This window comes from Lysobacter panacisoli, from assembly GCF_009765165.1.
In the GTDB taxonomy this organism is placed as follows: domain Bacteria; phylum Pseudomonadota; class Gammaproteobacteria; order Xanthomonadales; family Xanthomonadaceae; genus Lysobacter_J; species Lysobacter_J panacisoli.
Map to the genome: position 1 here is coordinate 1,003,285 of NZ_VLNU01000001.1, position 24,731 is coordinate 1,028,015.

The window sequence follows — 24,731 nt, forward strand, 5'->3', positions numbered from 1 at the left end:
ATCTCTCGCATACGAACATGCCCAGGACGCTGCTCTCGCTGCTGCTCGCCCTCGTCGTACTGCCCGCCTTCGCCAGTGACGCAGCCGTGCCCACGATCCACCTCGCCGGCGATTCGACGATGGCGGAGAAGCTTCCAGAGAAGCGCCCCGAGACCGGATGGGGCGAGCTCCTCGCCGCGCGGTTCCGCGACGGCAGCGTGCGCATCGACAACCGCGCGAAAAACGGACGTAGCACGCGCACCTTCATCGAGGAAGGACGCTGGAGGGACCTGCTCGATGCGACCGTGCCGGGCGATGTCGTGCTGATCCAGTTCGGCCATAACGACCAGTCGATCGAGAAGCCGGACCGCTATACGCCGCCGGCCGACTACGTTCGCAACCTGCAGCGCTTCGTCGCCGACGTGCGCGCGAAGGACGCAACGCCGGTGCTACTGACGCCGGTGGCGCGGCGGCGCTTCGACGAGGCGGGCCACGTCCTGCCAAGCCACGGGGAATATCCCGACCTGGTGCGCGCGTTGGCTGCGCGCGAGAACGTGGTACTGATCGACATGGAACGGCGCAGCTCGGCGGTGTTGCAGGAACGCGGCGCGGAAGGATCGAAGGCGCTGTTCCTGTGGATCGCGGCGGGTGCGAATTCGAACTACCCGAAGGGTGCGGAAGACAACACGCACTTCTCGCCACTCGGCGCGGCGCGGATGGCGCGGGAGTTTGCGTTTGCGTTGCGGGAATCTGGGTTGCCGATCGCGGCGCGGCTACGAGAGGCCGAGGGCGCGCGCTGAGCGCGCGTCACCCCTCTTCCGCCCTTTGGGCACCTTCTCCCGCAAGGGGAGAAGGGAAGCGAAAAGCAACAACAGCAGCAACGACGCGCGTTGTGACAGCGACCACCGAGACGTCCCTCTCCCCTTGCGGCGACCGAGGGGAGTGCAGAGCTGAGAGGGACAGGCCGCGAAGCGGCCAGGGAGAGGGGTAGAGCCGCCTACTTCAACGGCTCGCGCCGCGGCAGCGGCTTCAGCGGCTCCATCGTGTCCAGATCCCAGTCGGCCGGTACGAACGCCTGCTGTGTTTCCTTCTGTTTCGGATAGCCACCGACCTGCTCCTGGCTGTCGATGATGCGGCCGCGACCCTCGATGGCGTCGGCGAGGATGCGGCGATCCACGTCGTCGCGATCCCACGGCCGTGCACCGGCGTTGGCGATCACCGCGTCCTGCACCTTCGCCGACGACAGCAGCGCCACGCCGGGCGGCAGCGCGGGCGCGCGCTTCATCGCGTCGATGTGGATCGGCGTGGTGGTGTAGCGGCCCTGCTGCGGCAACGGATTGCCGAGCCTGTCGACGGCGAGGTTGTCGTCGAGGAAGACATCGAGATCGCCCGAACCGCCGACACTGAAGAACGCGACCTCTTCCGTCGAGATGCCCGCGCGCATCACGTTGCCGCGCGCTACCACTTGGCCGCGTGAGTACGGATGGCCCAGCCATTCCTCGGCGATGAGGTTGTAGTGCACGCCGCGCTGGCCGGGGTCGTAGATCAGGTTGTTGAGCACCTGCCCACGCGCGCCGCCCTTGAACAGCGGATTGCGCTCGTAGTTGTGCGCGTAGAGATTGCCGACGATGAGCACGTCGTTGACGTGGTCGTGGATCAGCGTGCCCTTGGAGTGCTCGCCCTTCGCATGCGTGGCGTTGGCGAGCCCCTCGGCGATGATGTTGTTGCTGTAGGTGATGCGGCGCGAGGCCGCTTCCATCCACTGCTTCTCGCTCTCACCGTGGAAGCGCGTGCTCGATGCGGACAGGTTCTCGTCGGTGGCCCAGGTCAGCGAGCAATGGTCGACGATCACGTCGTGCGCGCCGCGCACGGTGGTGATCGCGTCGATGTCGCCGGACCACTTCGGCCTGTTGCCGTCGCCCGGACGCACACGCACGTGGCGGATCACCACGTCGTGCGTGGCGATGGTCAGTCCACCCTTGATGAAGGTGATGCCCGGCTGCGGGGCGGTCTGGCCGGCGATGGTGAGGAAGGGCTCGGTGATGCGCAGCTCCTTCATGTCCAGGTCGATTACGCCACCGACTTCGAACACGACGATGCGCGGCCCAGGCGTGTTGAGTGCTTCGGCGAACGAACCCGGGCCGCTGGCCGCGAGCGTGGTCACGCGCAGGATCTTGCCGCCGCGGCCGCCCGGCGTCCGCGCCGCCCAGCCCTCCGCGCCGGGGAACGCCAATGGGCCTGTCTCCCGGGACATCCCGGTCTGGGCGGCTTGGACCGCCAAGCTCCCGGTGCCGACCAGCGCACCGGCCAGCAATGCGCCGGTCGTGGCACGGATTACCCGCGAAAAAACGCCCCTTGTGTAACGCCTGGCCATCCGTCCCCTCCCCGAGTCGCGTGCCGAGTGTAGACCCCGATTGTCAATGACACCGGTTTCCTATACAACACCACGAACGAGTCAATATCACCAGGGGAAAGCCGCCGCATGGACAAAAACGCTCCCGACACGGGCGCCGACAGTGCAGCCATCGCCCGGCAGCTGGTGACGGCGCGTCGCCGCGCGCAGGCCCTGCCGGAGTATCCGGGTTCGTTGCCGCGGACGCTCGAAGAGGGCTACGCGTGCCAGGACGAAGCCATCGCGCTGTGGGGACGGCCGGTGGTGGGATGGAAGGTCGGGAAGATTCCCGCCGACTGGGAAGCGCGACTGGGGGAGGAGCGTCTGGTCGGTCCGATCTTCGAAGGCGCGGTGCAGGCGCCCGCGGCGAATGGCGTGGGTTCGTTCGCGGTGATTCCGGGGGGATTCGCCGCGGTCGAGGCGGAGTTCGTGTTCCGCATCGGCGCCGATGCGCCGGCGGACAAGACCGCCTACACGGCCGACGAGGCCGCCGCGCTCGTCGATGCGCTGATGGTCGGCGTCGAACTCGCCGGCAGTCCGCTGCCACTGATCAACGTGCTCGGTCCACCGATCGTGGTGTCGGACTTCGGCAACAACACCGGCCTGATCCTCGGTCAGAACGTGCCGGGCTGGCGCCGCCTCGCCGCCGAAGACCTGACCTGCGAGACCTTCATCGACGGCCATCTGGTCGGCGAAGGTGGCGCAGCGTCGATCAGCGGCGGCCTGCTCGCGGCGCTGGCGTTCGCGCTCGCGCGTTGCGCCAGTCGCGGCTATCCGCTGAAGAAGGGCATGCTGGTGACCACCGGCGCGGCGACCGGCATCCACGACATCGTCGCGGGACAGCGTTCGCGGATCAGCTTCGGTCCGTGGGGCGAGATCCAGTGCAATACCGTGGCCGCACAGGGGGAGTCCGCATGACCGATCGCCGACGCTTCCTCGCCGGACTCGCCGGCGTGTGTGCGGCGAGCGCGTTGCCCGTGTCGCGCGCCGACGATGGCATGCGCGTCCTCACCGCGACCGACGTGCACGTCAAGGATTATCCGACCGTGCAGGCGGTGCAGTGGATCGGCGAGCAGCTTGAGCGCCGCACCGACGGCCGCCTGCGCCTGCGCCTGTACCACGCCGGCCAGCTGGGTCGCGAGTCGGAAGCCATCGACATGGCCCGTTTCGGCGCGATCGACATCACGCGCGTGTATTCGGGCGCGCTGAACAACGCGTTCCCGCTGACCCAGGCGCTGTGCCTGCCGTACGTGTTCGATTCGGTGGCGCACCTGCGTCGTGCGCTGGACGGCGACGTCGGCGCGCAGGTGCTGCAGGGTTTCCAGGCGCGCGGACTGGTCGGGCTGGCGATCTACGACAGCGGCCCGCGCTGCTTCTACAACATCAAGCATCCGATCGTCGAACCCGGCGACCTGCACGGCCTGAAGATCCGCGTGCCGATGTCTGACATCTTCATCCGGATGCTGCGCCTGTTCGGCGCCAACCCGACGCCGCTGCCGCTGGGCGAAGTGTTCTCCGGCATGGAGACGCACATGATCGACGGCGCCGAGAACAACATCCGCAGTTTCCAGTCCAGCCGCCATTTCGAGGCCGCGCGCTACTGGTCGCACAGCGATCATTCCTACGCGCCGGACGTGCTGCTGATGTCGCAGCGCAGCCTGGAATCGCTGGCGCCGCGCGATCGCACGCTGGTGATCGAGCTGGCGCGCGAGTCGGTGCAGGTGATGCGCGGCCTGTGGGCGCACCAGGAAGAAGCCGCGCGCCGCACGGTGATGGAATCGGGCGTGCGCTCCAACGAATGCGACATCGCGGCGTTCCGCGCCGCCGCCCAGCCGCTGCTGGAACACTATCGCCGCGATCCGGCGATCGACCGGCTGCATCGCCGCATTCGCGAACTTGCCTGAGGACCTCATGGCGGATACAGGAATCGCGTACTCCCCTTCCCTCCTGCAGCGCGTAAGCGAACGCGTCGCCGGATGGACCATCGCCGTCGCCGCGGTCGCACTGCTCGGGCTGGTCGTGGTGCAAGGCTGGCAGGTCATCGCGCGCTACGTGCTCAACGATTCGCCGAGCTGGACCGAGCCGGTCACGCTGTTGTTGCTGAGCACGGCGATGAGCCTGGGCGCGGCGGCCGGCGTGCACACGCGCCGGCACTTCAGCTTCGCGCTGCTCGCCGAAGCGCTGTCGCCGCGCCTGCGCCACGCGGCACACCTGTTCCAGTCGGCCGTGGTCGTGCTGATCGGCCTGGTGTTGCTGTACTGGGGCGCGGTGCTGTTCGTCGATGGCGTGCACATCCCCACTGCCGGCGCGCCGCTGCCGGAGAGCATCGAGTACCTGCCGCTGGCGATCAGCGGCGCGCTGATGGCGCTGTTCGCCATCACGCAGATGACCGTCCACCCGGACGTGCCCGCCGCACCGGAGAGCGACTGACATGGCCATTGCGATCCTCTTCAGCCTCTTCGCGGTGCTGCTGGTCCTGGGCGTGCCGGTCGCGTATGCGCTGGCCGCCGCGTCGCTGGCGACGCTGGTATTCCTCGACGTTCCGTCGATCGTGATGGTGCAGCAGGTCTCGGCCGGCGCCGGTTCGGCCAGCCTGATCGCGATCCCACTCTTCATCTTCGCCGGCGAGATCATGCTGCGCGGCGGCATCTCCGAACGACTGATCGGACTGGCTTCGTCGCTGGTCGGACGCATGCGCGGCGGACTCGGCCAGGTCAGCATCCTGTCGTCGCTGTTCTTCGGTGGCGTGTCGGGCTCGGCGCTGGCGGACGTGTCCGCGGTCGGCGGCACGATGATCCCGCAGATGGTGCAGCGCGGTTACGACCGCGATTTCGCCGTCAATGTGTGCATCACGGCCGCGCTGGTCGCGCTGCTGGTACCGCCCTCGCACAACCTGATCCTGTACTCGGCCGCGGCCGGTGGCGGGTTGTCGATCGCGGACCTGTTCGCGGCCGGCATCGTGCCCGCGCTGCTGATGACGGGCGTGCTGATGGCCACCTGCTATCTGGTCGCGCGGCATCGCGGCTACGGCGTGGAGATCTTCCCCGGCTGGCGCGCGGTCGCGCTGCGCCTGGTCTCGGCGCTGCCGGGCCTGGGCCTGGTCGCGCTGATCTTCGTCGGCATCCGCGCCGGCATCTTCACCGCGGTGGAGAGCGCGGCGATCGCGGTGGTATACGCGCTGCTGGTGACCAGCGTGCTGTACCGGCAGCTGCACTGGCGCGAGTTCCTCGGCACCGTGGTGCACGCCGCACGCAGCGCCGGCGCGATCCTGTTCGTGATCGCGGCGGCGGCAGTGTTCGGCTGGCTGCTGGCCTACCTGCAGGTGCCGGCGGCGTCGGTGGACTTCCTCACCGGCCTCACCCAGGACCGCAACCTGATGCTGTTGCTGATGATCCTGGTGCTGCTGGTGCTGGGCACGTTCCTGGACCTGGCACCGATGATCCTGATCTGCACGCCGATCTTCCTGCCGGTCGCGCGCGCGATCGGCATCGACCCGGTGCATTTCGGCGTGATCCTCGTGCTCAAGGGCGGCCTGAGCCTGATCAGCCCGCCGCTGGGCTCGGTGCTGTTCGTCGGCACGGCGATCGGCAAGATCAGCATCGGCCAGAGCATGCGCACGATCTGGCCGTTCTGGCTGGCCGGCCTGCTGGTGTTGCTGGTGGTGGCATTCATCCCGGCGCTGTCGCTGTGGCTGCCGGCGGCGCTGAAGGCCTGATGGCGCCAGTTCCGGGAACGCTCGCCTGCCCGCTCCGGCCCTCGCGGGCGCCGTTCGGGCCGCGCGGAGCCCACCCTCGGGCCCGGCCATGAGGGCGGGCGGCTAGAATGGCTGAAATCCGCAGGCCGCCCATGACCGCTTCCAGCTCGCGCACCCGCCGCTCCCGCACTGCCGCCACGCCGACGCCCGCGCCGGAAGACGTGGTGCTGACCGGCAAGGCCACGATCAACGACATCGCCCGGCTGACTGGCGTGTCGAAGAAGACGGTGTCGCGGGTGATCAACCACTCGCCGCTGGTGCATCCGGAGACGCGCGAGAAGGTGCTCGCGCTGATGAAGCAGCTGGGTTACACGCCCGATCCGCAGGCGCGCGGCCTCGCCTTCCGGCGCTCGTTCCTGATCGGACTGGTGTACGACAACCCGACCGCGCAGTTCATCGTGAACATGCAGTACGGCGCGCTCGACGCGTTGCGCGACTCGGGCTACGAGCTGGTCGTGCACCCGTGCGACAGCTCGAAGGAAGACTACATCGAGAGCGTGCGCCGCTTCGCCCAGCAGCAGAAGCTGCACGGCGTGATCCTGATCCCGCGCGTGTCGGAGGACGAACAGCTCGCTTCGGCGCTGCGCGAGATCGGCGTGCGCTACGTGCGCATCGCGTCGATCCCGCTCGACCAGGCCGCGAGCATGGTCGTCACCCACGACCGCCTCGCCGGCACCGAAGCGGCGAACTACCTGGAATCGCTGGGCCATCGCACCATCGGCCTGATCACCGGCCCGCGCCGCTACCGCTCGACCATCGAACGCGGCGGCGGCTTCCTCGGTGGACTCGACGAGCGTGGCATCAGCCTGTCGCCGGACTACATCTACGAAGGCGGATACACCTTCGATTCCGGTGTCGCCGGCGCGGAATACCTGCTCGCCAAGTCGCCGCGCCCGACCGCGATCTTCGCCTGCAACGACGAAATGGCGGCGGGTGTCTACAAGGCGGCGATGCGCCGCGGACTGTCGATCCCGGGCGACCTGTCGGTGGTCGGCTACGACGACAGTCCGCTGGCTTCGCAGCTGTGGCCGGCACTGACCACGATCCATTCGCCGATCCGCGACCTCGGCCGCATGGCCGCGCAGATGCTGCTGACGGATGAGCCTTCACCCGATGCGGGCGCACAGCCGCGCACGGTCACGCCGCAGCTGGTCGTGCGCGATTCGAGCCAGCGTCCCAAGCCGTGAAGATCCGGCCGTGAAGATCCGGCCCTGATCAGGACGCGTCGGCGTCCAGCCATTCCATCGTGAACCAGCGCGCCAGCGATTCGCCCGGCGCGAGCCGCACCGGCATCAGGTTGAATGCATCCGGCGGCCCGCTCTGCGGTTCGACGCAGGTCGCGTGCGCAGGCATGTCGAACACGACCCAGTGGTCGCAATCCGACCCGAGGCGAATTCGACGGCCTGCGCGATGCAGCACCGGCGATTCGTCGTTGAGGAAGCAGTCGTCCCACGGCCCCGCCGGCGGCGCGATCGTGGGCAGCACCGCGATGCCATCGTCGTCGCGCGGATAGGCGGCGCGCGGCGCGAAATCAAGCCGTGCCGGCTTGAGGAACCACGGATGCCAGCCCAGCGAAACCGGCATCGCCTGCTCGCCGGCCGTGGCCGACAAGGTCATGCGCACGCGCCGATCCTCGACATCGATGCGCTGCCGCGCGATGCCACCGAACGGCCAACGCTCGTCCTGCGGAAGGCGAAGCGACAGTTCGACGTGGCGCGAAGACTGCGCATCGACCTGCCACGGCATCGCGAAACCGACGCCGTGGATCGCGTGGTCGCCGAGGTTGCGCGGGAGCTCGAACGCGCGGCCATCGAGATTGAAACGTCCGTGACGGATGCGCCCCGCCCACGGCACCATCGGATAACTGCCCCACGCGATCGCGGCGGCAGTGTCGTCTGCGTGACCGACCAGCTGTTCCACTCCATCGATGCGGATCTGCGCGATGCGCCCACCCGCCTGCGGCGCGAGGTCCACGCGCAACGCGCCCTCGCCCAGCGTGAGCAGCGGTCCGGGCGCCATCGGCAGCGTCGCGTCGTGCGACGCACTGCGCTCAGGCGCCATAGGGATCGATCGTCTCGATGCGTCCCTGCGCGTCGTGTCGCAGCGGCGCCACCTTGATCGAGCGGAGATGCGTCACGCCGCCGGACAGAATGGAGTCGTGATAGAACAGGTACCACTGGTCGCCGAATGCGCAGATCGAGTGGTGCGTGGTCCAGCCCACCACCGGCGTCAGGATGCGTCCCTGGTAGGTGAACGGCCCGTACGGGTTGTCGCCGACGGCGTAGCACAGGTAGTGCGTGTTGCCGGTGGAGTACGAGAAGTAATAGCGGCCGCCGTGCTTGTGCAGCCATGAGGCTTCGAAGAAGCGACGATCGTGGTCGCCGGCATGCAGCGGCTCGCCGTTCTCGTCGAGGATCAGCACTTCGCGCGGCGCTTCGGCGAATTCCTTCATGTCCTCGCGCAGACGCGCGATCTTCGGACCGAGCGCGGGCTCGTCGTCGGCCGGCTCGACGTGCGCCTCGTCGCGGACGTTGTCGCGGTACTTCTGCAGTTGCCCACCCCACAGCCCGCCAAAGTACATGTAGTACGCGCCGTCGTCGTCGCCGAACACTGCCGGGTCGATCGAGTAACTGCCCTGCATCGCGTCGGGCTCCGGCACGAACGGACCTTCCGGACGATCGCCCACGGCGACGCCGATCTGGAACACGCCGTCGGCACGCTTGGCCGGGAAGTACAGGTAGTACCTGCCGTCCTTCTGCGCGGCATCGGGCGCCCACATCTGTCGCTGCGCCCACGCCACGTCCTTCACGTGCAGCGCGACACCGCAGTCCTCGGCCTCGCCGTCGGGCGAGTCCATGCGCAGGACGTGGTAGTCCTCCATGCCGAAGTGCGAGCCCTCGTCGTCGAACGGAATGCCCGCGTCGATGTCGTGCGAGGGATAGATGTACAGCTTGCCCTCGAACACGTGCGCCGACGGATCGGCCGTGTAGATGTGGGTGACCAGCGGCTTGGAGATCGCGCGCTGTTCGAGCGTCTGCAGATCGGTGGTTTGGGAAGGATCGGACATGGGGGTCGTGTCGGTTCGAGGTGGGGGATCAGGCGCCCGAGGCGCTCGCCTGCAGGCGACGCGTGCTCAGTTCCTGCTCGATGCGCGATTCCATCGGCTTGTTGATCTCGTACAGGAACAGCAGCGCCACGCACAGCAGGAACGGCAGCGATGCGTACACGCTCACCGCCAGGCGGATGCCGGCGACGGTTTCCGTTGCCTGCGCCGGCGCACCGGCCTCGTAGCCGTAGTACGCGAGGATGCCTGCGACCAGCGCGCCGCCGACGCTGAGGCCGATCTTCAGTCCGCACAGCATCGCCGAGAAGATGATCGCGGTGGCGCGACGGTGGTTCCGCCACTCGGAGTAGTCGGCGACGTCGGCGATCATCGCCCACAGCAGCGGAATGGTGATGCCGTAGAAGAAGCCGTGCAGGATCTGCGAGACGAACACGACCCACGTCGCCTGCGGCGGGAACACGTAGAACACCAGCATGAACAGCGTCGACACCAGCAGCGCGCCGCCGAACACGTCACGCTTGCCGAAGCGGTCGGCCAGGCGCTTGGAGAAGCCGATGCCGATGATCATGAAGACGATGCCGCCGGCGTTGAACAGGCTCAGCGCGGACGTCGGCGCATCCTTTGGCCACTGGAACTCGGTCAGGCCCACGCCGGTGAGCACCGAGTTGAGTCCGGCGATGAAGCCATTGAAGCCGACCTGGTCGAGGAAAGCGGCGAGGTGCGGTTCGCTCAGGTAGTACTTGAAGTAGTACACGTACATGCCGCCCTTCAGGGCCAGCGTGACGAACACCAGGATGGTCAGCAGCAGCATCACCACCCACGGACGGTTGCGGGACAGGTCGCCCAGGTCCTGCGCGACGCTGGACTTCTGCTCCGGCGCGGGGACGATGCGCTCCTTCGTGGTGAAGAAGGTGATCAGGAAGAACACCGTACCGACGATGGCGAACAGCAGCATGGTGTTGTGGAAGCCGCGCACCTTGTCGCCATCGCCGAGGATCAGCACCAGCGGCAGCAGCAGCGCCTGGATGATGAACTGCGCGACCATCACCGCAACGAACCGGTACGAGGACAGGCTGTTGCGCTGGGCCATGCTGCCGGTCAGAACGCCGCTGAGCGCGGAGTACGGCAGGTTGTTGGCCGCGTACACCAGCACAAGCAGCGTGTAGGTCGCGAAGGCGTACGCGACCTTCGCCTGCGGGCCGAGGTCCGGCGTGCTGAAGGCCAGTAGCGAGAAGACGCCGAACGGAATCGCCGTCCACAGGATCCACGGTCGGAACTTGCCCCAGCGCGTGACCGTACGGTCGGCGGCGATGCCGATGATCGGGGTGAACACGAAGGCGCCGAGCATGCCGACGATGAGGATGATCGTCGCCGCGGTCGCCGGCGGGATGCGGTAGACGTCGGTGTAGAAGAACGCCAGGAACGTCACCAGGGTCTGGAAGATCAGGTTCGCGGCGAGGTCGCCGAGGCTGTATCCGACCTTTTCGGTGACCGACAACGTTTCAGGAGTGCTGTTCATGTGCCCCGGCATCGAGAAGTTCAAATGAAGCGGCCCGCCCGGTGTTTGCACCGGAACGGGCCGCAGGTTACCGCTGTTGGATCACGTGCGCGAACGATCAGAACGTGCCGCGGACGCCGAGCGTGTAGGTGGTGCCCGGATCGTACATGTCGTTCACCGCATTCGAGAACGCGAAGTTGGAACGACGCTCCTCGCCGGTGATGTTGGTCACGTTGAAGAAGATCTGCGGCTGGGACTTGATGTTGACCAGCGTGTAGCTGCTGGACAGGTCGAGCTGGCCGCGGTCTTCGCCGTACAGCTGCGCGAACGGAATGCCCTGCTGGTTCGCGCCGCTGCTCGCTGCGCCTTCCTGCCAGTTGTACGACAGGCGCGCGGCGGCGACGTCGTTCTCCCAGTAGATGGTCGCGTTCCACAGCGACGGCGACAGACCGTAGACGTTGGAAGCCAGCGCGTTCGCGTCCTTGCCGATGGTCGACAGGTCGATCTTGGAGTAGTTGGCCATGAAGCCCAGGCCGTCCAGCACGATGCTCAGCGGCTGCACCCAGATCGCTTCCCAGCCGCGGATCTCGAGCTCGGCGTCGGCGTTGACCTGCTGCTGCACGTTGACGGTCGCCACGTCCGGACCGCCGCGCGAGTTGATGGCGCGCTGCTGATCGACCGTCAGGGTCTCGAACGGAATGCCCAGGCTGGTGAACGGCTTGGTGGTGACGCCCTGGAAGGTGTAACCCTCGATACGCTTGCTGAACAGCGTCAGGCCGACGAAGCCTTCGCCGCCCGTGTACCACTCGCCACCGATGTCGAAGTTGGTGGAGATGTACGGGGTCAGGTCCGGGTTGCCCTGGTTGGCCACCTGCGCCGAGATGTCGGTGAAGGTGGTGGCCGGCAGCATCGAGCTCGGGTTCGGACGCGTCATGGTGCGCGAAGCCGACATGCGCACCACCACGTCCTCGGCCACGTCCCACGCCGCGCTGAACGACGGCAGCCACTCATCGTAGTCGCCGCTCAGCGTCTGCCACTGGCGCACGCCGCCGATGGTCACCGGGCCGCTGATCTCCTGGTCGGTCTGCGCGTAACGCACGCCCATGTTGAAGCGCATGTTGCGGTCCCAGATCTCCGTCTCACCATTGAGCATGATGAAGGCGGCGGTGTTGGACTCGTCGAAGCCACCGGTCGGCGCGCCGGTGTTGGCACCGCTCGCCTCGCCCGCCGCGTCGCGGTAGAACGAGTAGTTGGTGTCGGCCATGAAGCGGTCGAAGTCCACCGTCACGAAGCCGAACGGACCCGGGTTGATGTAGCCCGACAGTTCGGCATCGGGCACCTGCGACAGCGCGTACGGCTGCCAGCTGGTGCCGGTGTCGCCGAAGCCCTGGATGCGGCGCTCGTTCTCGTCCCACGCGATGCCGACGACGACGTTGTTGCGGTCGTCGCCCATCTGCAGGCTGGCGTTGAGGCCACGCGTCTCGGTCACGCGCTTTTCGTTCTGCGCCCACACGCGGCCGCCGGTCCAGGTCCAGCCGATGTTCGGATCGTTCAGATCCAGGCCGGTGGTCCAGGTCGGAATGTCGCCGTTGTTGGTGTACTGGATCGTGGTGAACGGCGAGTTGAACAGGATGGTCGGCGAGTCGCGGAACATCCAGCTGCGGCTCATGCTCGCCTGCACATCGAGCTTGAGGTTCTCGTCGAAGTAGAACGTGCCGCCCGGCGTGACCTGCCAGTACTTGACGTCCTCGGTGTACGGACGTGCTTCGAGGAAGTACTGCGCGTTGAGGAACGTGGCGCTGGTGACGACGTTGTTGCCGTCCAGCTGCATGTTCGTCGGGATCATCGCGCCGTTGCGGCCGATGAGGTTCATGTCGATGCGGTCGTTGGTACGGTGCGCCTCGGTGTAGAGGACGTCCATGTACACGTCGACGTTCTCGTTCGGACGCCACTGCATGGAGCCGAGGAACGCATCGCGGTCGCGGTCGCCGGACATGTGCACCGGACGGCCGAGGCGCGGGATCAGCGCTTCGCCGATCTGCGCGTTGGTCAGGCCCGGGTTGTGGTCGCGCAGCCACTGCGCGTCGATGGTCTGGCCCGCGATGCCGGCCGCGGTCGTGTAGGCGTTGGTCGCCACCGGGCTCGGGATGCGCCAGCCGTTGCCGCCGGTCGTGTTGCAGGGTGCGCCCATCGCCGGGAAGGTGCTGCCCGAGCCGCCGTCCACGCACTGCGCGTTGGTCAGGTTCGGGTTGGTCCAGCCGACGGTCTCGTAGCCTTCGACGCCGATGCTGCCGCGCTGCGAGGTGATGCCGCCGAGCAGGCCGAACGTACGGTCGGCGTTGATCCAGCTACCGATCACCGTGCCGCGCGGATTCACGTCCTCGGCGATGTCGTTGTAGTCGGCCTGCAGCGAGTAGGTGACCTGCGTTTCGGGATTGTCGAACGGGCGCACGTTGCGCATGTCGACCACGCCGGATGCGCCGCCTTCCGGCAGCGCCGCGGTCGGCGACTTGTAGACCTTGAGCTGGTTGAAGAACTCGGTCGGGAACAGGTTCAGGTCGACTTCGCGGTTCTGGTTGGTGCCGTCCAGGCCGATCGAGGCCGTGGCGACCGACTGGCCGTTGATCGTGGTCTTGGTGAAGCTGTTGGGCAGGCCGCGGATGGCGATGTTCAGGCCTTCGCCGTTGACGTCGCGGTTGAGCTGGATGCCCGGGATGCGGGCCAGCGACTCGGCGATGTTGGCGTCGGGGAACTTGCCGATGTCCTCGGCGAAGATCGAATCGGTGAAGCCGGTCGATTCGCGCTTGGCCTGGGTCGAGTACTCAAGGCTCTGGCGGAAGCCCGTGGCGACCACGCGGTCGAGCTCGGTCACTGTCTGTTCGCTGGCCGGGGTCTGCGCCGCCGGTTGTTCCGTCTGCGCCTGTGCGAGCGCCGCGCTGCTGGCCATGCCGAGCAGCACCACACCCAAGGCACGCGACAACGTCGTTCTTGCGATCTGCTTTTGCACCGTACTCCCCTCCCGTTTCTGGCGACCCGGGGCCCAAACCGTGCGGGCCGCCGGCTGTTCTATTGGTGGATGACGCGGGTGACGCATTGACCCCGATGCGAGTGCGGCGGATGGTAGCGCTACCATTTCAGGGCCGCACGCTGCGGAGCAACATGGAATCCCGCGGGATTCCCGTGGTCTTACGTTGCACTGCAACATCGCGCTACAGGCCCGGCCAGTGTTCATCCGACGCAATTCGCGGATCGACACGCGCGGTGATGACGCGTCGAGTTGGCACGTGATAATGATAGCGCTATCACTTTGATGGCCTGCGCAAGCAGGAGGGGAAGCGCGACGATGTGTTTCGAACAGCGGACGGCGAAGCCGCATCATCCAGCGCACCAATCGGCACGCGGCCACGCGCACGACTCGGCCCGGAGGCCGGCATGAACGACGCTTCCACCGCGAACGCGCAAGCGACCACGCGCGTCGGCCATTACCGCTGGCGCGTCTGCGCGATGCTCCTCGCGGCGACGACGATCAACTACGTCGACCGCCAGGTGCTCGGCGTGCTCGCGCCGTTCCTGCAGACCGAGATCGGCTGGAACGAGATCGAGTACGGCTACATCGTCACGTCCTTCCAGGCCGCGTACGCGATCGGCCTGCTCTGTGCCGGCGCGATCATCGACCGCTTCGGCACGCGCATCGGCTACGCCATCGCGATCAGCGTATGGAGCGTGGCCGCGATGGCGCACGCGCTCGCCGGCACCGTGGTCGGTTTCGCGCTCGCGCGTTTCGCGCTGGGCCTGGGCGAGGCCGGCAACTTCCCTGCCGCGATCAAGACCGTGGCCGAGTGGTTCCCACGTCGCGAGCGCGCGCTCGCGGTCGGTGTGTTCAACGCCGGCTCCAACGTCGGCGCCGTCCTCGCGCCGCTGCTCGTTCCGATCATCGCTGCAACGTGGGGCTGGCAGGCCGCGTTCCTGTTCACAGGCGTGCTCAGCGCGACGTGGCTGGTCGGCTGGCTGCTCACCTACCGCACGCCGGAAGACCAGCCGAAGCTGTCGGCCGCGGAACTCGCGCACATCCGCAGCGATCCGCCCGAACCGACGGTGAAACTGCCGTGGCTGCAGTTGCTGCGCCACCGCCAGGCGTGGGCGTTCGTCGCGGCGAAGTTCATCACCGACCCGGTGTGGTGGCTGTTCCTGTTCTGGCTCGGCAAGTTCCTCGCCTCGGAATACAAGCTGTCGCTGAGCACGATTGGTCTTCCGATGATCGTCGTCTACCTGATGGCCGACGTGGGCAGCATCGCGGGCGGCTGGCTGGCGGGTCGTTTCATCAAGCTGGGCTGGGACGTCAACCGCGCGCGCAAGGGCGCGATGCTCGCGTGCGCGTTGTGCGTCGCGCCGATCGTGCTAGTGACGCAGGTCGACAACCTGTGGGTCGCCGTGGCACTGATCGGCCTGGCGATGGCGGGCCACCAGGGCTGGTCGGCGAACGTGTTCACGCTGCCCTCGGACATGTTCCCGCGCCACGCGGTGGCGTCGGTGGTCGGCATCGGCGGCTTCGCCGGTGCGGTCGGCGGCATGCTGATGTCGGTGTTCACCGGCGCGCAGCTCGAATCCACCGGCAGCTACGCGCGCATCTTCCTGATCGCCGGCTCGGCGTACCTGATCGCACTGCTGGTCGTGCACCTGCTCGTGCCCAGGCTGCAACCGGCGGCGCTGCAAGCCAAGCCGGCTGTGTGATCGCGCCGGCAACCAAACAAACGAACGGATCCGTAGGAGGGACGGAATGAAGAAGAACCACGCACTGCTCGTCGCGCTGCTCGCCGCGCTTCCGCTGACGCTCCACGCACAGGGCGCGCCGCTTGCCGCCGGCCAGCAGAAGTTCCTCGGCAGCGTGCACAGCCCCACGCAGATCCGCGATTTCGCGACCTACTGGAACAAGGTGACGCCCGAGAACGCCGGCAAGTGGGGCGAGGTCGAGGCGGTGCGCGATCGCATGGACTGGCGCGGCCTCGACGCTGCGTACAAGTTCGCCAAGGACCACGGCTTCCCGTTCCAGATGCACGTGATGGTGTGGGGCAACCAGCAGCCGGAATGGATGGAGAAGCTGCCCGTCGCCGAACAGCGCGAGGAGATCGAGGAGTGGTTCGTCGCCGTCGCACAGCGCTATCCCGCGCTGGACTTCGTCGAGGTGGTGAACGAACCGCTCAACGATCCGCCCAGCAAGGACGACGAAGGCGGCGGTAACTACATCGAGGCCCTCGGCGGCAGCGGTGCCACGGGCTGGGACTGGATCGTCACCTCCTACAAGCTCGCGCGCCAGCATTTCCCGCACGCGAAGCTGCTGATCAACGACTACAGCATCACCAACAAGCCCGACGCGACCCGGCGCTACCGCGAGATCATCGAGCTGCTGCAGAAGGACCACCTGGTCGACGGCATCGGTGTGCAGGGGCATGCGTTCGCGACCAAGCCAGACGTGCCGATGTCGGTCCACAAGGCCAACCTCGATTACCTCGCCCAGACCGGCCTGCCGATCTACGTGACCGAACTCGACATCGACGGCGCCACAGATGCCGGGCAGCTGCGCGACTACCAGCGCGTGTTCCCGGTGTTCTGGGAACATCCGGCGGTGAAGGGCGTCACCCTGTGGGGCTTCCGTCCCGGCATGTGGCGCACCAAGGAGCGCGCCTACCTCGTGCGCAAGGACGGCAGCGAACGTCCCGCGCTCGCCTGGCTGCGCGGTTACGTACGTGGCGTGAACGGTCCGACCGCGGCAAGCCCATGAGTTTCGTGCGCGCGACCATCGCCATCGCGGCGCTGCTGGTCGCTGCGCCGCTGCACGCCGCGCAGCAGGACTGCATGCAGCCCGCGGCTGTGTGCGAACAAGCGGTTCCGCGCGCACTCACGCTGATCGATCACGGTCGCACCGCACGCGTCCTCACCGATGAAGCCGACTACCCTGGCGTGCTGCGCGCCGCGCGCGATCTTCAGGGCGACCTGTCGGCGGTCGCCGGCAGCGACGCTAAACCCGATGGCAAGTCGCTCTCCGTCGTCATCGCCGGCACACTCGGTCGCAGCGCGCGCATCGACCGTATCGTGCGCGAGAAGCGCATCGACACGAGCGAGGTCGCCGGACGCTGGGAAGGCTACCTGCTGCAGGTGGTCGAGCGCCCCGAACCCGGCATCGACCGCGCCCTGCTGATCGTCGGCGCCGACAAGCGCGGAACCACGTTCGGCATCTACGAACTCTCCCGCCGCCTCGGCGTGTCGCCGTGGACGTGGTGGGCCGACGTGCCGGTGCCGCGCCGCGACGCGCTGCACATCGCGCCCGGTCGTTTCGTCGATGCGCCGACCGTGCGCTATCGCGGTATCTTCCTGAACGACGAAGACCCCGCGCTCGGCGGTTGGATGCGCGCCACCTACGGCGGCCCGAACAGTCGCTTCTACGAGCGCGTGTTCCAGCTGATCCTGCGCCTGAAGGGCAACTACCTTTGGCCGGCGATGTGGGGTCGCGCATTCGCCGATGACGACCCGCGCAGCCCGCAGCTCGCCGACGAGTACGGCATCGTGATCGGGACCAGCCACCACGAGCCGATGATGCGCGCCCATGTCGAATGGGAGCGCTACGGCAAGGGACCGTGGGACTACTCGCGCAACGCCGATGCGTTGCAGGCGTTCTGGCGTCGCGGCATCGAGCGCATGGGCACGAACGAGAGCGTGGTGACGCTTGGCATGCGCGGCGATGGCGACGAGCCGATGACGCAGGGCACGGCGATCGATCTGCTCGAACGCATCGTCGGCGACCAGCGTCGCATCCTCGCCGACGTCACCGGCAAGCCGGCCGAGCGCACGCCGCAGGTGTGGGCGTTGTACAAGGAGGTGCAGGACTACTTCGACGCCGGCATGGACGTCCCCGACGACGTCACCCTTCTGTTCTCGGACGACAACTGGGGCAACCTGCGTCGCCTGCCGAAACCCCGCGACCGGCGCGCCGGCGGCTACGGCATCTACTACCACTTCGACTACGTCGGCGGGCCGCGCAACTACAAGTGGCTCAATACCGTGCAGATCGAGCGCGTCTGGGAACAGATGCACCGGGCGCACGAGGCCGGAGCCGACCGGCTGTGGATCGTCAACGTCGGCGATCTCAAGCCGATGGAGTTCCCGATCTCGTTCTTTCTGGACTACGCGTGGAATCCCGATGCGATGCCGCTCGATGCGCTCGCGAGCTATCCAGCGCAATGGGCCGCGCAGCAGTTCGGGCCGGAACATGCGCCGGAAATCGGCGAGCTCCTCACGCGCTACACGCAGTACAACGCGCGGCGCAAGCCGGAGCTGATCGATGCCGGCACCTGGAGTCTGGAGCATCACCACGAAGCCGAACGCATGATGGCCGACTGGAATGTCCTGTCCGAGCAGACCCGACGTGTGGGGGCCGCATTGCCCGCACGGTACCGTGATGCGTACTACCAGCTCGTCGAGTATCCGGTGCTGGCCAGCGCCAATCTCAACGCGATGTACATCGCGATCGCGCGCAACCGCTTGCATGCCGCGCAGGGCCGCGCCTCGGCCAACGCGCAGGCGGTGCTCGCTCGCCAGCTGTTCGATCGCGATGCCGAGCTCGCCCGTGTCTACGAGCAGGACATCGCCGGTGGCAAGTGGATTCACATGATGTCGCAGCCGCGCATCGGCTACACCGGATGGCAGCAGCCGGACCGCAACGTCATGCCGGAGCTGCGTACGATCGACGTGCCGGCGGAGGCGGCGCTCGGCGTGGCGGTCGAGGGCGACACACGTGCATGGCCGGGTTCACCCGGGACCGCACGCGTGCCGGTGCTCGATCCGTTCGGCGCATCGTCGCGCGACGTGATCGTGTTCAACCGCGGCGGAAAGCCGTTGGGCTACACCTCGTCCACGTCGAAGGCATGGCTTCGCCTCGAACCCGCATCCGGCGCGATCGCCGACGAGCGCACGCTGCGCGTCGCAATCGACTGGAACGCGGTGCCGGTGGGCGAACACCTCGCCACGCTCACCGTGCGCGGTGGGCGTGAGGAGGTGGTCGTCGAGGTGCCAGTACGCAAACCCGCGTCCGATGCCGATATCCGCGGCTTCATCGAAAGCGTTGGTCGTATCGTCATCGAGGCGCAGCACCATTCGCGCGCCGTCGATGGTCCGGACCAGCGCTGGACCACGATCCCGAACCTGGGACGCACACTCTCGGGTGTGACCACCCTGCCCTCGAACGCGCAGCCCCGCCTGCCGGAAGCCGGCGCGGCACGTCTGGAGTATCCGGTTCACCTGCAGGCATCCGGCGAGGTCGAAGTCCGCGTCACGATGTCGCCCGCACTCGATGTCCAGAATCGCGGCGGCCTGCGCTATGCCGTGGCCGTAGGCGATGAGCCACCGCGCATCGTCACCGTGAAGGCCGATCCAACGCCCGGCCATGCAGACTTCGCCGCATGGGAAGACGCCGTCCGCGACAGCGTGCAGGTCGCCCGCTCGCGCCATCGCGTGGATGGCGGCAACCAGACCCTCACGCTGTGGGCGATCGATCGGGGGCTGGTCTTCCAGCGCATCGAACTGGTGCGCGGCACGCCTCGCGAGAGTTACCTCGGAACGCCCGAAAGCCAACGCCGCTGACACCACCGCCCACCGATCCACGAATCGACATCCGCACAAGACACCGCCGTCATGAACGCAACCCCACAACCGCTGACGCTGCACGAAGACCGTTTGTTTCCGTCCGATCCGACGCAGCGCGAGATTGCGCGCCGACTGTACGCGCAGGTCGCGCACCTACCGATCGTCAGCCCGCACGGCCACACCGATCCCGCGTGGTTCGCCGGCAACGCGGCGTTCGCCAACGCGACCGAGCTTCTCCTGGTTCCCGATCACTACGTGTTCCGCATGCTCCATAGCCAGGGCATCGCGCTGGATGCGCTTGGAATCACGCGTCGCGATGGGTCGCGTGCGAACGTGGATCCGCGCGCGGCGTGGCGCCTGTTCGCGGAGAACTTCCACCTGTTCCGCGGCACGCCATCGTCGATGTGGCTCAACCATGTCTTCCACGACGTGTTCGGTCTGCGCACGAAGCTGGACGCGGGCACCGCCGACGACTACTACGACCGCATCACCGCGGCGCTGCAGACGCCGCAGTTCCTGCCGCGCGCCCTGTTCGAGCGCTTCAACATCGAGGTCATCGCCACCACCGAGTCGCCGCTGGATCCGCTGGAACACCACGCGACGATCCGCGACAGCGGCTGGAATGGCCGCGTGATCACGGCATACCGCCCCGACCCGGTCGTCGATCCGGAGCATGAAGAGTTCGCCGCCTCGCTCGAACGCTTCGGCGAGATCACCGGCGAGGACGTTCACAGCTGGGACGGCTACCTGCGCGCGCATCGCCAGCGTCGCGCGTTCTTCGCGTCGATGGGCGCGACGTCGACCGACCACGGCCATCCCACCGCCGCCACCGCCAACCTGTCCACGGACGAGTCGCGCCGGCTGTTCGACAAGGTCGTGCGCGGCGCGGCGAGTGCCACGGAAGCCGAACTGTTTCGCGCGCAGATCCTCACCGAGATGGCCGCGATGAGCCTGGACGACGGGCTCGTCCTGCAGATCCATCCGGGTTGCTTCCGCAACCACAACGCCGGGCTGTTCGAACGCCACGGCCGCGACAAGGGCGCGGACATCCCGTTGCGCACCGAATATGTGCATGCGCTCAAGCCGATGCTCGACCGCTTCGGCAACGATCCGCGTCTGACCGTCATCCTGTTCACGCTGGACGAAAGCACCTACAGCCGCGAGCTCGGTCCGCTCGCCGGCCACTATCCATCGCTGTTCCTCGGCCCGGCGTGGTGGTTCCACGATGCGCCGGAAGGCATGTGGCGCTTCCGCGAGCAGACGCTGAGCACCGCCGGCTTCTACAACACGATCGGCTTCAACGACGACACGCGTGCGTTCCTGTCGATTCCCGCACGCCACGATGTTGCGCGTCGCATCGACTGCGCATTCCTCGCCAAGCTGGTCGCCGAACACCGCATGGACGAGGACGAAGCGATGGAAGTCGCGACGGATCTCGCGTATCGCTTGCCGAAGCAGGCGTATCGGCTGTGACGAAATGGACGGCGATGGAGCTCATTGCTGTCATGCCCGCGAAGGCGGGAATCCAGCCATCCGGGCCCTCACGGTTGGATCCCCGCCTGCGCGGGGATGACAGCTTCATGCAACGGGATTCCGTGGCGATGCATCGGGACAGTTGGTGGAAGGCACTGTCGATCGTCTGTGTTTCGTTGCTGGGACTGCTGCCAATCGCCGCAGCCATCGCCAGCGACGTTCCTCGTGAGCGCCTTTCGATCAACGACGACTGGCGCTTCCATCGTGGCGATCCCGCCGGTGTTGCCGGCCTCGACTACGACGTACGCCCCGAGATCGCCGCGAGTACCGACAGCAAGGATGCCGATGCAAAGCCGGAAGAGGCCGCGAAGGTGCGCGCGCGCGGCGAGCGGGTGCTCAAGCCGTGGATCCTGCCGAGCGCGAACGCGCTGATCCGCGACCCCGCGCGTCGCCACGTGCGGCCTGCCGCTGATCCCGGCAGCGAATCCGCATTCGTGCAATCCCGTTTCGACGACAGCGGCTGGCAGCGCGTCACGCTGCCGCACGACTGGGCCATCGCCGGCCCGTTCCTGAAGGACGGTCCGTACGGCGGCATGGGTCGCCTGCAGACCTGGGGTGCGGCGTGGTATCGACGCACGCTCGACATTCCCGCGAGCGATCGCGGTCGTTCGATCTTCCTCGACATCGACGGTGCGATGTCGTACGCGACGGTGTGGCTCAACGGCCGCCTCGTCGGTGGGTGGCCTTACGGCTACAACTCGTGGCGCGTGGACCTCACGCCTTATGCGGTGCCTGGCGGAACGAACCAGCTCGCGATCCGCCTCGACAATCCGCCGGATTCGGCGCGCTGGTATCCCGGCGCGGGCCTCTATCGCAACGTTTGGCTGGTGAAGACCGGCCCGGTGCACGTCGCTCACTGGGGCACGCGCGTTAGCACGCCGCAGGTGTCGAAGGAGCGCGCGACGATCGCGATCGATGTGTCCATCGACAACGACTCGCACGAAGGCGCGGACGTGTCCGTCGCGACCGAGCTGTTCGCGCTGGACGATGCGGGCCGCCGCAGCGGGCACGCCGTCGCACGCATCGACGGCGGACGTGCCCGAGTCGCGGGACGATCGAGCGCGACGCTTTCCGCGTCGACCACCCTCGCCCGCCCACGGCTGTGGGGTCCGCCACCGACGCAGCACCCGAACCGCTACGTCGCCGTCAGCACCGTCACGCGCGACGGTCGCGTCGTCGATCGCATGGAGACGCCGTTCGGCATCCGCTCGATCCGCTTGGATGCGAACGAAGGCCTGTTCATCAACGGCGAGCGCATCGTCATCCGCGGCGTGAACAACCACCACGACCTCGGTGCGCTCGGCGCGGCGTTCAACGTGCGCGCCGCGGAGCGCCAGCTGGAGATCCTGCGGGACATGGGCGCGAACGCCGTGCGCATGGCGCACAACCCGCCGGCGCCTGAACTGCTCGAACTCACCGACCGCATGGGCCTGCTCGTGGTCGATGAAGTGTTCGATTCGTGGGAACGCAGGAAGACGCCGCTCGACTTCCACCTGATCTTCCCCGACTGGCACGAGCCCGACCTGCGCGCGATGCTGCGCCGCGACCGCAACCATCCTTCCATCGTGCTGTGGAGCGTGGGCAACGAGGTCGGCGAGCAGTACACCGGAGAGGAGGGCGCAGCGATCGCACGTCGCCTGCACGCCATCGTGCGCGAGGAAGACCCGACGCGTCCGACCATCAATGCGATGAACTGGGCCAAGCCCGACATGCCGCTGCCGGGTGCGCTGGACGTGATCGGCCTGAACTACCAGGGTGAAGGCATCCGCCAGGATCCGGAGTTCGAAGGCACCGAGCGCATCCGCACGCCGCCTCAGTACCCCGGTTTCCACGCCGCGTTCCCCGACAAGGCCATCGTCAGCACAGAGACCGCATCAGCGTTGAGCAGTCGCGGCGTGTATCTGTTCCCCGTCGAGAAGGCGATCAGCGCGCCGGTGCGCGATGGCCGCGGCGGCGACTCGTCGATCCGTCAGGTCAGCGCGTACGAGCTGCATGCGGTGGATTTCGGATCCAGCGCCGACAAGGTGTTCGCCAGCCTGGACCGCCATCCCTACGTTGCGGGCGAGTTCGTGTGGACCGGCTTCGATTACCTCGGCGAACCCACGCCGTACTACGACTCGCGCAGTTCGTACTCCGGCATCGTCGATCTGGCCGGTTTCCCGAAGGATCGCTACTACCTCTACCAGGCGCGCTGGCGACCCGATCTGCCGATGGCGCATCTGCTGCCGCACTGGACGTGGCCGGGCCGCGAGGGCCAGGTCACGCCGGTGCATGTGTTCACGTCGGGCGACGAAGCGGAACTCTTCGTCAATGGCGTCTCGCAGGGACGCAGGAAGAAGGCCCCGTTCGAATATCGTCTGCGCTGGGACGACGTGGTGTACCAGCCCGGCGAGTTGCGCGTGCAGGCCTACCGTAACGGCAAGCCGTGGGCTGGCGCGAGTACGCGCACGGCGGGCGCGGCCGCAAAGCTGGAGATGTCGGCCGACCGCCGCGCGATCGCGGGCGACGGCAAAGACCTGTCGTTCGTGAGCGTGCGTGTGCTCGATACCGCGGGACGCGTCGCACCGACGGCAGCCAACCGGATCGCCTTCACCGTCGACGGCCCGGCAGAGATCGTCGCCACCGACAACGGCGATCCGACCGACATGGAAGCATTCCCGTCGCACGAACGTCGCGCCTTCAGCGGTGCGGCACTGGTGATCCTGCGCGCCATTCCCGGCCGCAGCGGCAAGGTCACGCTGCACGCCACAGCGTCTGGCCTGCAGGGCGACGACATCGCGTTGGAGGTCCGGTGATGAACACGACATTCCGCACCCTGCTGCTTGCTACTGCCTTGGTCGCCGCCACTGCATGCGCACCGGCGATCGATACGCGCAACCACGAGGCGATCGGACGCGTGAGTTCGTACGACCCTGCGTTCGACGCCATCCTTGCGTCCAATGTGCGCGTCGAGCGGATCGCCGAAGGATTCGCCTGGGCCGAAGGTCCGCTGTGGATGCGCGACGGCTACCTGTTGTTCAACGACGTGCCCGGAAACACCATGTACCGCTGGTCGCCGCGCGAGGGCACGTCGGTGTTCCTCAAGCCTTCGGGCTACGCGGGTAGCGACGTGGAAGGCCTGCGCGAGGCGGGGGCTAACGGACTCGACGTCGAACCGCAGGGCACGGTGCTGCTCGCCGACTCGGGCACGCGACTCATCGCGCGGCTCGACCCGGCGACGAAGCGCAAGACCACGCTCGCCGCGATGTACCAGGGCAAGCGCCTCAACAGTCCCAACGACGTCATCCGTCGCAGCGACGGCGCGGTGTTCTTCACCGATCCGCCGTACGGCCTGAAAGGCATCAACGAGTCGCCACTGAAGGAGCAGCCGGTCAATGGTGTGTACCGGCTCGATCCGGACGGTTCGGTCCACCTCATCGACGGCGAGCTGCGCTTTCCCAACGGCGTCGCGCTCTCGCCCGACGAGCGCACGCTGTACGTCGCGAACTCCGATCCGAAACGACCGATCTGGAAGGCCTATCGGCTCGACGCGCGCGGGGATGCGCTCGACTCGCGCGTGCTCGCGGATGCGTCCGACCTGATCGCCGCTGGCGCGTCCGGCGCACCGGACGGGTTGGCGGTGTCGAGCGACGGACACCTGTTCGCCAGTGCACCGGGTGGGCTGCTGGTGATGGATGCGAACGGCAAGCGCCTTGGCTTCATCGAAACCGGCGCACGCGTGTCCAACTGCGCCTTCGGCGACGACGGCATGCTGTACCTGACCTCACACACCTTCGTCGCGCGCGTGCAAACGAAGGTGCGCGGCATCGGACGCTAGGCGCCGGTACCGCACCGGAAGGAAAAATGGATCGCGCGGCCGGAAGAGGAGCGAACC

The 24,731-nt window shown here is 67.4% G+C and carries 17 protein-coding genes; 12 read left to right on the forward strand and 5 right to left on the reverse strand.

What is annotated here, in order from left to right:
- Positions 1 to 17 precede the first annotated feature (17 nt).
- Complete coding sequence (locus tag FOF45_RS04995; RefSeq protein ID WP_158982892.1) at positions 18 to 779, forward strand: rhamnogalacturonan acetylesterase; 762 nt, start codon at positions 18 to 20, stop codon at positions 777 to 779.
- 197 nt (positions 780 to 976) lie between these two features.
- Here FOF45_RS04995 and FOF45_RS05000 read toward each other — a convergent pair whose 3' ends face one another.
- Complete coding sequence (locus FOF45_RS05000) at positions 977 to 2,212, reverse strand: pectate lyase family protein (protein ID WP_199244432.1); 1,236 nt, start codon at positions 2,210 to 2,212, stop codon at positions 977 to 979.
- 249 nt (positions 2,213 to 2,461) lie between these two features.
- On the opposite strand from FOF45_RS05000, the gene FOF45_RS05005 reads away from it, so the two are divergent.
- The 5 genes from FOF45_RS05005 to FOF45_RS05025 all read left to right on the forward strand — a co-directional run bounded on the left by FOF45_RS05005 (position 2,462) and on the right by FOF45_RS05025 (position 7,312).
- A complete protein-coding gene (locus tag FOF45_RS05005) occupies positions 2,462 to 3,289 on the forward strand; it encodes a 2-keto-4-pentenoate hydratase (protein WP_158982893.1) in 828 nt (275 codons plus the stop codon).
- Positions 3,286 to 4,275: a TRAP transporter substrate-binding protein gene (locus FOF45_RS05010; protein ID WP_158982894.1), complete on the forward strand. Its 990-nt coding sequence runs from the start codon at positions 3,286 to 3,288 to the stop codon at positions 4,273 to 4,275. The genes FOF45_RS05005 and FOF45_RS05010 overlap by 4 nt, the downstream gene beginning before the upstream one ends.
- A 7-nt stretch (positions 4,276 to 4,282) precedes the next feature.
- Positions 4,283 to 4,801: a TRAP transporter small permease gene (locus tag FOF45_RS05015; RefSeq protein ID WP_158982895.1), complete on the forward strand. Its 519-nt coding sequence runs from the start codon at positions 4,283 to 4,285 to the stop codon at positions 4,799 to 4,801.
- Between the two features lies 1 nt (position 4,802).
- On the forward strand, positions 4,803 to 6,086 hold the full coding sequence (locus FOF45_RS05020) for a TRAP transporter large permease (protein ID WP_158982896.1): 1,284 nt from the start codon (positions 4,803 to 4,805) through the stop codon (positions 6,084 to 6,086).
- A gap of 131 nt (positions 6,087 to 6,217) precedes the next feature.
- The gene (locus tag FOF45_RS05025; protein WP_158982897.1) at positions 6,218 to 7,312 is read left to right on the forward strand and encodes a LacI family DNA-binding transcriptional regulator; all 1,095 of its coding nucleotides are present in this window, start codon (positions 6,218 to 6,220) and stop codon (positions 7,310 to 7,312) included.
- Positions 7,313 to 7,340: 28 nt separating this feature from the next.
- Here the strand turns inward: FOF45_RS05025 and FOF45_RS05030 are convergent, their stop codons facing one another.
- The 4 genes from FOF45_RS05030 to FOF45_RS05045 form a co-directional block, all read right to left on the reverse strand.
- Complete coding sequence (locus tag FOF45_RS05030) at positions 7,341 to 8,186, reverse strand: aldose 1-epimerase (protein ID WP_158982898.1); 846 nt, start codon at positions 8,184 to 8,186, stop codon at positions 7,341 to 7,343.
- Entirely contained in the window at positions 8,176 to 9,192 is a 1,017-nt protein-coding gene (locus FOF45_RS05035; protein ID WP_158982899.1) for a glycoside hydrolase family 43 protein, read from the reverse strand. The genes FOF45_RS05030 and FOF45_RS05035 overlap by 11 nt, the downstream gene beginning before the upstream one ends.
- A 28-nt stretch (positions 9,193 to 9,220) precedes the next feature.
- Positions 9,221 to 10,708, reverse strand: a complete 1,488-nt coding sequence (locus FOF45_RS05040; RefSeq protein WP_158982900.1) for an MFS transporter — start codon at positions 10,706 to 10,708, stop codon at positions 9,221 to 9,223.
- A gap of 97 nt (positions 10,709 to 10,805) precedes the next feature.
- Positions 10,806 to 13,694 (reverse strand): TonB-dependent receptor, encoded by a 2,889-nt coding sequence (locus FOF45_RS05045; protein WP_158982901.1) that lies wholly within the window; start codon positions 13,692 to 13,694, stop codon positions 10,806 to 10,808.
- A gap of 425 nt (positions 13,695 to 14,119) precedes the next feature.
- Between FOF45_RS05045 and FOF45_RS05050 the strand changes: the two genes are divergently transcribed.
- The 6 genes from FOF45_RS05050 (at position 14,120) to FOF45_RS05075 (ending at position 24,674) form a co-directional block, all read left to right on the forward strand.
- Positions 14,120 to 15,418 (forward strand): MFS transporter, encoded by a 1,299-nt coding sequence (locus FOF45_RS05050; protein ID WP_158982902.1) that lies wholly within the window; start codon positions 14,120 to 14,122, stop codon positions 15,416 to 15,418.
- Positions 15,419 to 15,464: 46 nt separating this feature from the next.
- Complete coding sequence (locus FOF45_RS05055; RefSeq protein WP_158982903.1) at positions 15,465 to 16,466, forward strand: endo-1,4-beta-xylanase; 1,002 nt, start codon at positions 15,465 to 15,467, stop codon at positions 16,464 to 16,466.
- Positions 16,463 to 19,321, forward strand: coding sequence for a glycosyl hydrolase 115 family protein (locus tag FOF45_RS05060; protein WP_158982904.1), 2,859 nt, complete (start codon positions 16,463 to 16,465; stop codon positions 19,319 to 19,321). Before FOF45_RS05055 ends, FOF45_RS05060 begins: the two co-directional genes overlap by 4 nt.
- A gap of 51 nt (positions 19,322 to 19,372) precedes the next feature.
- Complete coding sequence (gene uxaC, locus FOF45_RS05065; protein WP_158982905.1) at positions 19,373 to 20,797, forward strand: glucuronate isomerase; 1,425 nt, start codon at positions 19,373 to 19,375, stop codon at positions 20,795 to 20,797.
- A gap of 128 nt (positions 20,798 to 20,925) precedes the next feature.
- A complete protein-coding gene (gene galB / locus FOF45_RS05070) occupies positions 20,926 to 23,652 on the forward strand; it encodes a beta-galactosidase GalB (protein WP_233264204.1) in 2,727 nt (908 codons plus the stop codon).
- Positions 23,652 to 24,674, forward strand: a complete 1,023-nt coding sequence (locus tag FOF45_RS05075; protein WP_158982907.1) for an SMP-30/gluconolactonase/LRE family protein — start codon at positions 23,652 to 23,654, stop codon at positions 24,672 to 24,674. The genes galB and FOF45_RS05075 overlap by 1 nt, the downstream gene beginning before the upstream one ends.
- Positions 24,675 to 24,731: the final 57 nt, after the last annotated feature.

What these genes read in the sequence shown, in the direction of transcription:
- galB (WP_233264204.1), top strand. Translation starts at nt 20,926, where the DNA reads ATGCATCGGGACAGTTGGTGGAAGGCACTGTCGATCGTCTGTGTTTCG.
- FOF45_RS05060 (WP_158982904.1), top strand. Translation starts at nt 16,463, where the DNA reads ATGAGTTTCGTGCGCGCGACCATCGCCATCGCGGCGCTGCTGGTCGCT.
- FOF45_RS05035 (WP_158982899.1), bottom strand. Translation starts at nt 9,192, where the DNA reads ATGTCCGATCCTTCCCAAACCACCGATCTGCAGACGCTCGAACAGCGC.
- FOF45_RS05010 (WP_158982894.1), top strand. Translation starts at nt 3,286, where the DNA reads ATGACCGATCGCCGACGCTTCCTCGCCGGACTCGCCGGCGTGTGTGCG.
- FOF45_RS05030 (WP_158982898.1), bottom strand. Translation starts at nt 8,186, where the DNA reads ATGGCGCCTGAGCGCAGTGCGTCGCACGACGCGACGCTGCCGATGGCG.
- FOF45_RS05040 (WP_158982900.1), bottom strand. Translation starts at nt 10,708, where the DNA reads ATGAACAGCACTCCTGAAACGTTGTCGGTCACCGAAAAGGTCGGATAC.
- FOF45_RS05025 (WP_158982897.1), top strand. Translation starts at nt 6,218, where the DNA reads ATGACCGCTTCCAGCTCGCGCACCCGCCGCTCCCGCACTGCCGCCACG.
- FOF45_RS05020 (WP_158982896.1), top strand. Translation starts at nt 4,803, where the DNA reads ATGGCCATTGCGATCCTCTTCAGCCTCTTCGCGGTGCTGCTGGTCCTG.
- FOF45_RS05005 (WP_158982893.1), top strand. Translation starts at nt 2,462, where the DNA reads ATGGACAAAAACGCTCCCGACACGGGCGCCGACAGTGCAGCCATCGCC.
- FOF45_RS05055 (WP_158982903.1), top strand. Translation starts at nt 15,465, where the DNA reads ATGAAGAAGAACCACGCACTGCTCGTCGCGCTGCTCGCCGCGCTTCCG.
- FOF45_RS05015 (WP_158982895.1), top strand. Translation starts at nt 4,283, where the DNA reads ATGGCGGATACAGGAATCGCGTACTCCCCTTCCCTCCTGCAGCGCGTA.
- FOF45_RS05075 (WP_158982907.1), top strand. Translation starts at nt 23,652, where the DNA reads ATGAACACGACATTCCGCACCCTGCTGCTTGCTACTGCCTTGGTCGCC.
- FOF45_RS05050 (WP_158982902.1), top strand. Translation starts at nt 14,120, where the DNA reads ATGAACGACGCTTCCACCGCGAACGCGCAAGCGACCACGCGCGTCGGC.
- FOF45_RS04995 (WP_158982892.1), top strand. Translation starts at nt 18, where the DNA reads ATGCCCAGGACGCTGCTCTCGCTGCTGCTCGCCCTCGTCGTACTGCCC.
- uxaC (WP_158982905.1), top strand. Translation starts at nt 19,373, where the DNA reads ATGAACGCAACCCCACAACCGCTGACGCTGCACGAAGACCGTTTGTTT.